Below are 7,572 nucleotides of genomic sequence, written 5' to 3'. Positions count from 1 at the left end.
GACACCCGAAGGCGTTTCGTCGAAGCGAGCCGCCTATTATGGCAGCCTTTTTGTTGCCGTCAACACCTCGTCGAGGGCGACTTCAACTTCCTTCCTTCCTTCGCTGCCAGCCGCAAGGCCGGCGGCGAAGGAGCGAAAGTATGCGGGGTGTTGAAGGTTTTGGGAAGGGGCAAGAACGTCCGGCGTGCATTCATGCGTCGCCATGCAGGCGCTGGAGGGCTCAGCCTCCCGGCTTGGCGGTCTCGATGACCACGCCCAGTTCCTTGCCGGCCTCGCCCACCTTGACGCGCTTGCCGTCGGCGCGGGCGATCAGATAGTCCGCCGCCACCCAGCCGCTCTGTCCGCCATGGCGCACGTTGCACCAGCTCAGGTCATCCAGGCAGCGCTGTACTTCCACGGTCGTGCCGACAGGCAGCACGGCCACGCGGTCGGCGCGCGTATCCGGGGCGCTGCGCAGGTTCAGGCCGCTGCCGCCGACCTTGGCCGACGGTTCGACGATCTCGGGCTGGAACCACAGGACCACCGCGACGATGGCGGCGGCAGCGGCGAGGCGCGGAATGAGACGGGGCATGTCCGGATGCCTGCGGGAAAGGTCGTGCATCAATAACGCGGCCCGGCATCACCCCGGCTGAATCCCGCCGGGGCCATGCCGCCGCGCCTCAGGCCGCCATGCCGCTATGGCGCAGCAGGGCGTCGATCCGCGGTTCGCGGCCACGGAACGCGCGGAAATTCTCCGCCGCGCTGCGACTGCCGCCACGCGACAGCACTTCGTCGCGGAAGCGCGCGCCGGTCTCCAGGAACCGCTCCGGCGCCTCCTCGAACGCGGCGTAGGCATCGGCGCTGAGCACCTCGGCCCACTTGTAGCTGTAGTAACCGGCTGCGTAGCCGCCGGCGAAGATGTGGCTGAACTGGTGCGGGAAGCGGTTCCAGTCCGGCGGGAAGTTCACCGCGACCTCGCCGCGCACGCGCTCCAGCAACTGCAGCACGCTTTCCTGCGCCGGCTGGTACTGGCTGTGCAGCAGCATGTCGAACAGGCCGAACTCCAGCTGGCGCACGGTGAACATGCCGCTCTGGTAGTTCCTGGCGGCCAGCATCCTGTCGAACAGCGCGCGCGGCAGCGGCGCGCCGGTATCGACACGGGCGGTCATCGCCTGCACCTGTTCCCATTCCCAGCAGAAGTTCTCCATGAACTGGCTGGGCAGTTCCACCGCATCCCATTCCACGCCGTTGATGCCGGCCACCGCCAGCTCGCCGATGCGGGTCAACAGCTGGTGGAGGCCATGGCCCATCTCGTGGAAGACCGTGGTGACTTCATCGTGGCTGAAGGTGGCGGGCCTGCCGTCGCTGCCGCGGCCGAAGTTGCAGACCAGATAGACCAGCGGGGTCTGCACGCCGGCGGCGGTGACGCGGCGGTTGCGGCAGTCGTCCATCCAGGCACCGCCCCGCTTGCCCTCGCGCGCATACAGGTCCATGTAGAACTGGCCGACCAGCGCGCCACCGGCGTCGACGAGCCGGTAGAAACGCACGTCCTCGTGCCAGACCGGCGCCTGGTCCGGCTGCACCTTCAGGCCATACAGGCGCTCGATCACGCCGAACAGGCCAGCAAGCACCCTGGGTTCGGTGAAGTACTGCTTCACCTCCTGCTCGGAGTAGCTGTAACGCGCCTGCTTGAGCTTTTCGCTGGCATAGGCCAGGTCCCAGGCCTGCAGTTCGTCCATGCCCAGTTCGTCGCGGGCGAAGGCTTCCAGCTCGGAACGGTCGCGCTGCGCGTACGGCCGGGCGCGCGCGGCCAGGTCGCGCAGGAAGCCCAGCACCTGCGCGGCATCGGTCGCCATCTTGGTGGCGATGGAGTACTCCGCGTAACTGTCGAACCCCAGCAGCGCGGCCAGTTCGGCGCGCAGGGCCAGGATGCGGTCGATGTTGCCGCCGTTGTCGAGGGCGGCGTCGCCGAACTCGGAGGCGCGCACGGCGTGGGCGCGGTAGAGCGTCTCGCGCAGCGCGCGGTTGTCCGCATAGGTCTGCACCGGCAGGTAGCACGGCATGTGCAGGGTCAGCTTCCAGCCCTCGCGCCCGTCCTTCTGCGCCGCGGCGCGGGCATTGGCGCGCACGTCGGCCGGCAGGCCCGACAGCTCGGCCTCGTCCTCGACGTACAGGGCGAAGGCGTCGGTGGCGTCGAGCACGTTCTGCGAGAACTTCGCCGACAGCGCCGACAGTTCCTGCTGGATCTGCGCGAAGCGCGCCTTGTCGGCCTCGCCGAGTTCGGCGCCGCCCAGGCGGAAATCGCGCAGGGCGTTGTCCAGCACCCTGCGCCGGGCGTCGTCGTACGTCGCGGCCCCGGGCGATGCCGCCAGCGCCTTGTACTGCGCATACAGCGCCGGGTTCTGCGCCATGGCGCTGCCGAAGCGGCTGATCTTCGGCAGGTTGGCGTTGTAGGCCTCGCGCAGTTCCGGCGTGTCGGCCACCGCCTGCAGGTGCGCGACCTGGCCCCAGGCGCGGTACAGCCGCTCGGTGGCGTCGTCCAACGGCGTCACGAAGCTTTCCCAGCTCACCGGCGCCACGGTTTCGGCGGCTTTCAGCGCGGCTTCGGCCTCGGCCAGCAGGGCGTCGATGGCCGGGGTGACATGCGCGGGGCGGATCTCGTCGAAGCGCGGCAGGCCGGAGAAGTCGAGCAGGGGATTGGCGTTCATGGGGGTCCTGGAAGCGGTTGCGGCGTGGCCGGCATCAGGTCCGATATGGCGACGGCTCCAGCCAGGCACAAGGCAGCGCCGGCAGGCCCTGTCCGTTCACCGCGGCGGCGATGACGGCGTCGGCGCCGGCCACGTCGATGCCCTGGCGTTCGTACCAGGCAGGGTCGTAGTAGCTGTGCGCGTAGCGTTCGCCGGCGTCGCAGAGGATGGTGACGATGGAACCGTCGCGGCCGGCATCGCGCATCAGCTGCGCGGCCTGCAGCACGCCGATGAAATTGGTGCCGGTGGACCCGCCGACGCGGCGCCCGAGGGTGGCGCTGACGTGGCGCATGGCGGCCAGGCTCAGCGCGTCGGGCACCTTGACCATCGCATCGACGCAGGTGGGGATGAAGCTGCGCTCCACGCGCGGGCGGCCGATGCCTTCCACGCGCGAACCGCCCTCGCAGGTCATGTCGTGCCAGTCGGCGCCGGCCAGCGCCGCGCAGTAGCCGTCGTAGAACACCGACACTTCCGGGTCCGCGCACAGGATCAGCGTGTCGTGGCGGCGGTAGCTGACGTAGCGGCCCAGGGTGGCCGCGGTGCCGCCGGTTCCGGGGCTGCAGACGATCCATTCCGGCACCGGGTGCGGCTCCTCGGCCATCTGCTTGAAGATCGACTCGGCGATGTTGTTGTTGGCGCGCCAGTCGGTGGCGCGCTCGGCGTAGGTGAACTGGTCCATGAAATGGCCGCCGGTCTCGCGCGCCAGCCGCTCGGATTCGCAGTTCAGGTCGCAGGCGCGCTGCACCAGGTGGCAGCGGCCGCCGTGGAATTCGATGGCGGCGATCTTCTCCGGCGAGGTGCTGGCCGGGATCACCGCGATGAACGGCAGGCCCAGCAGGCGGGCGAAATAGGCCTCGGACACCGCGGTCGAGCCGCTGGACGCCTCGATCACCGGGCAGCCCTCGCGCAGCCAGCCGTTGGCCAGCGCGTACAGGAACAACGAGCGCGCCAGGCGGTGCTTGAGGCTGCCGGTCGGGTGGCTGGACTCGTCCTTCAGGTATACGTCGATGCCGGGGAAGCCGGGCAGGTCGATCGGGATCAGGTGGGTATCGGCCGAGCGGTTGAAATCGGCTTCGATCTTGCGGATGGCCGCCGCCACCCAGGCGCGCTGGGACATGGATCGCACACTCAATGAAAGCTGAAGCCGATTCTACTGTGGATGGTCCGCGGCGGACCGGCGCGGCGACGTCCCGCGCCGCACGGTGGTATGGTGCGCACTCCTGTTCCTGCCGACCCCGCGTGCCGCGCATCCTTCTGCCCCTGCTGCTGTGCCTGTCCCTGATCGCCGGTGCGGTCGGGTCGGTGTGGTCGGCCACGGCGATGGCGATGCCTGGCGGCGCGGGGGCGATGACGACGATGGACATGGACCACGCCGGCTGCCACGACGGCGGCGGCATGCACGATGCGGCCAAGCAGCCGCAGCCTCCGGCCCCGCCCTGCGGCGACGGCAAGCACTGCGACTGCACCCAGCACTGCAACATGCTGCCCACGCCGGTGGCGTCGCCGGCCAGCGAGATCGTCCGCTCCCCGGAGCCCATGGCGCCCACGCCCGCGCGCTACGACGTGCGCCCGGCCAAACTCAACCGGCCTCCCATCGCCTGACCCGGCCGTGAGCGTCGGCGCGCCGCCAGCGCGCCGGCGGCTATTCCGCAGGTGCGCGGCCCGCCGCGCCAGGTGACCTCACCCCGTCGTGCGCCGAGCGCGTTCCTGCGTGTCCCGAGCAATCCGCAGCTGCCGTCCGCGTCCCCCACGTGGATGGCCGATGGAGTACCCATGAAAACCGATTTTCTTTCCGATCCGCGTTCGGTGCTGTCGCGGCGGCGCTTCGTGCAGGGCCTGGCCCTGGGCGGCGTCGTTGCCGGCACCGGGCTGTGGCGCGCCTCCGATGCGTTCGCCGCCCCCGCCCATGCGATGGCCGCCAGCGAGCTGCGCGGCACCGACCTGAGCCTGGCCATCGGCCGCTCCACGGTCGATTTCACCGGCCGCGCGCGCAGCGCGGTCACCGTCAACGGCTCGCTGCCGGCGCCGATCCTGCGCTGGCGCGAGGGCGATACGGTCAACATCCGCGTGGCCAACACGCTCGCCGACGAGATGACCTCGATCCACTGGCACGGCATCCTGCTGCCGGCCAACATGGACGGCGTGCCGGGGCTGAGCTTCGACGGCATCGCGCCCGGCGAGGCGTTCCAGTACCGCTTCCAGCTGCGCCAGTCCGGCACCTACTGGTACCACAGCCATTCGCTGTTCCAGGAGCAGGCGGGCCTGTACGGCGCGCTGGTGATCGACCCGCTGGAGCCGCCGCCGTACCGCTTCGACCGCGAGCACGTGATCCTGCTGTCGGACTGGACCGACCTGGACCCGGCGGCGCTGTACCGGCGCATGAAGAAGATGCCCATGCACGACAACACCTACCAGCGCACGGTGGGCGATTTCATGCGCGATGCGCGCCGCGATGGCCTGCGCGCCACGCTGGCCGACCGCGGCATGTGGGGACGGATGCGGATGACGCCGTCGGACCTGTCCGACATCAACGCCCACACCTACACCTACCTGATGAACGGCACCGCGCCGGCTGGCAACTGGACCGGGCTGTTCCGCAGCGGCGAAAAGGTGCTGCTGCGCTTCATCAACGGCTCGGCGATGACCTATTTCGACGTGCGCATCCCGGGGCTGAAGATGACCGTGGTGGCCGCCGACGGCCAGTACATCCACCCGGTGAGCGTGGACGAGTTCCGCATCGCCGTGGCCGAGACCTTCGACGTGATCGTCGAGCCGTCCGGGCAGGACGCGTTCACGATCTTCGCCCAGGACATGGGCCGCACCGGCCACGCCTGCGGCACGCTGGCGGTGCGCCATGGCCTGCAGGCGCCGGTGCCGGCGCTGGACCCGCGGCCGCTGCTGACCATGGCCGACATGGCCCATGGCCACGACGGCGGCCATGACGGCATGCAGATGGCGCATGGCGGGCACGATGCCCACGCCGGCCACGGCGGCGGTGGCGGCAGCGCGCCGAAGCATCCGCCCGGCGAACGCGGCAACCCGCTGGTGGACATGCAGAGTTCGGCCAGTTCGCCGCGGCTGGACGACCCCGGCATCGGCCTGCGCGACAACGGCCGCAGGGTGCTCGCCTACGCCGACCTGCATTCGCTGTTCGACGACCCGGACGGACGCGAACCCGGCCGCGAGATCGAACTGCACCTGACCGGGCACATGGAGAAGTTCGCCTGGAATTTCGACGGCATCCCGTTCGCCGGCGCCGAACCGCTGCGGCTGAACTACGGCGAGCGCATGCGCATCGTGCTGGTCAACGACACGATGATGACCCACCCCATCCACCTGCATGGCGTGTGGAGCGACCTGGAGAACGCCGATGGCCAGTTCCAGGTGCGCAAGCACACCGTCGACATGCCGCCGGGCACGCGCCGCAGCTACCGCGTACGCGCCGATGCGCTGGGCCGCTGGGCCTTCCACTGCCACCTGCTGTACCACATGGAAGCGGGCATGATGCGCGAAGTGAGGATCGAGGCATGAAGACGACGACCCGGTCCCTGCTGTTCATCGCCCTGGCCGCGGCCACCGGCAGCGCCGCCGCGCAGGACGCGCATGCCGGCCATCACGGCCACGAGGCCACCGCGAAGCCGGACCCGCATGCGGGTCATGCACCCGCGGTTCCCGCCACGTCGCCGGAAAGCGATCCGCACGCGGGCCATGCCGCGCACATGGCGCCGGCCCGGCCGGCCGAACCGGTGCCCGACCCGCATGCAGGCCACACGATGCCGGCCGGCGCTCCCGGTCGGGCGGACGGGCATGCCGGCCATGCGACGCCGATGGATCACGCGTCCCACGCGATGCCGCCACAGCCGGCCGCGGATCCGCATGCCGGTCATGCGCTGGACGCGCCCACCGGAAAATCCACGGACAGCCATGACACCCATGCCGGGCACGACATGCCTGCGGGTCATGCCCAGCCTGTTCCGGCCGACGCCCATGCCGGCCACGTGCCTGCCGCTGCTTCCGGTACGGACATGCACGCCGGCCATGGCGATCATGGTGGCCACGGCGCCGCGGCCATGCAGGCGCCGCGCGAGCCCATCCCCGAACCGACCGCCGCGGACCTGGCCGCCGCCTTCCCCACGTTGCAGCCGCATGCGATGCAGCACGCGCCTGGTTTCAACAGCCTGGTGCTGTTCGACCACCTGGAAGCCTGGAACAACGCGCATGGCAGCGGCCAGTCATGGGCCGCCAAGGGCTGGTTCGGCGGCGACATCGACCGCCTGTGGCTACGCAGCGAGGGGCAGCGCAGCGAGGGCCGGCTCGGCGAATGGTCGCTGGACGCGCTCTACGGCCACGCCATCTCGCCGTGGTGGGACGTGGTCGGCGGCGTCCGCCACGACGGCGGCGATGCGCCCGGCCTGACCCGCGCGGCCATCGGCGTGCAGGGCCTGGCGCCCTACAAGTTCGAGTTCGCCGCCACCGCCTACCTGGGCGGGCCGCGCAGGGCCGAACTGGCGGTGGAAGCGGAATACTCGCTGCTGCTGAGCAATCGGCTGATCCTGCAGCCCTCGCTGGAAGCCAGCCTGGCCGCCGACGACGACCCGCGGCGCGGTGTCGGCAGCGGACTGGGCCATGTCGAGGCGGGCCTGCGCCTGCGCTACGAGATCACCCGCCGCTTCGCGCCCTACGTCGGTTTCGTGCACGAGCGCAGGTACGGTCGCAGCGCCGACATCCATCGCGACGCCGGCGAAGGCATCCGCGACTCGCGCTGGGTTGCCGGCGTCCGCTTCTGGTTCTGATCCCAACACTGGCGCGCGCCATGCGCGCCAAACCACTACCTCCAAGGAACATC

Annotated in this window: 6 protein-coding genes; 3 read left to right on the top strand and 3 right to left on the bottom strand. The window is 70.3% G+C overall.

All coding sequences use genetic code 11. The features are described 5' to 3' along the window. Positions 1 to 220 precede the first annotated feature (220 nt). The 3 genes from AC06FP_RS11830 to AC06FP_RS11820 form a co-directional block, all read right to left on the bottom strand. Entirely contained in the window at positions 221 to 571 is a 351-nt protein-coding gene (locus AC06FP_RS11830) for an SH3 domain-containing protein (RefSeq protein WP_478075617.1), read from the bottom strand. 88 nt (positions 572 to 659) lie between these two features. Next, on the bottom strand, positions 660 to 2,687 hold the full coding sequence (locus AC06FP_RS11825; protein WP_478075616.1) for a M3 family metallopeptidase: 2,028 nt from the start codon (positions 2,685 to 2,687) through the stop codon (positions 660 to 662). A 34-nt stretch (positions 2,688 to 2,721) separates the two neighbouring features. Beyond that, a complete protein-coding gene (locus AC06FP_RS11820; protein ID WP_478075615.1) occupies positions 2,722 to 3,843 on the bottom strand; it encodes a PLP-dependent cysteine synthase family protein in 1,122 nt (373 codons plus the stop codon). A gap of 122 nt (positions 3,844 to 3,965) precedes the next feature. On the opposite strand from AC06FP_RS11820, the gene AC06FP_RS11815 reads away from it, so the two are divergent. From AC06FP_RS11815 to AC06FP_RS11805, 3 genes are all read left to right on the top strand, one after another. Further along, positions 3,966 to 4,328: a CopL family metal-binding regulatory protein gene (locus AC06FP_RS11815; RefSeq protein WP_478075614.1), complete on the top strand. Its 363-nt coding sequence runs from the start codon at positions 3,966 to 3,968 to the stop codon at positions 4,326 to 4,328. A gap of 171 nt (positions 4,329 to 4,499) precedes the next feature. After that, positions 4,500 to 6,257 (top strand): copper resistance system multicopper oxidase, encoded by a 1,758-nt coding sequence (locus AC06FP_RS11810; RefSeq protein ID WP_478075613.1) that lies wholly within the window; start codon positions 4,500 to 4,502, stop codon positions 6,255 to 6,257. Further along, a complete protein-coding gene (locus AC06FP_RS11805) occupies positions 6,254 to 7,519 on the top strand; it encodes a copper resistance protein B (RefSeq protein WP_478075612.1) in 1,266 nt (421 codons plus the stop codon). The genes AC06FP_RS11810 and AC06FP_RS11805 overlap by 4 nt, the downstream gene beginning before the upstream one ends. The last annotated feature ends 53 nt before the right edge of the window (positions 7,520 to 7,572 follow it).

This window comes from Stenotrophomonas sp. Steno-Z2, assembly GCF_056393235.1.
This window is presented reverse-complemented; position numbering and strand designations above follow the sequence as displayed.

Excerpts from the sequence above, each read along its gene's own strand:
- AC06FP_RS11830 (WP_478075617.1), bottom strand. The coding sequence starts at position 571 with ATGCCCCGTCTCATTCCGCGCCTCGCCGCTGCCGCCGCCATCGTCGCG.
- AC06FP_RS11825 (WP_478075616.1), bottom strand. The coding sequence starts at position 2,687 with ATGAACGCCAATCCCCTGCTCGACTTCTCCGGCCTGCCGCGCTTCGAC.
- AC06FP_RS11820 (WP_478075615.1), bottom strand. The coding sequence starts at position 3,843 with ATGTCCCAGCGCGCCTGGGTGGCGGCGGCCATCCGCAAGATCGAAGCC.
- AC06FP_RS11810 (WP_478075613.1), top strand. The coding sequence starts at position 4,500 with ATGAAAACCGATTTTCTTTCCGATCCGCGTTCGGTGCTGTCGCGGCGG.
- AC06FP_RS11805 (WP_478075612.1), top strand. The coding sequence starts at position 6,254 with ATGAAGACGACGACCCGGTCCCTGCTGTTCATCGCCCTGGCCGCGGCC.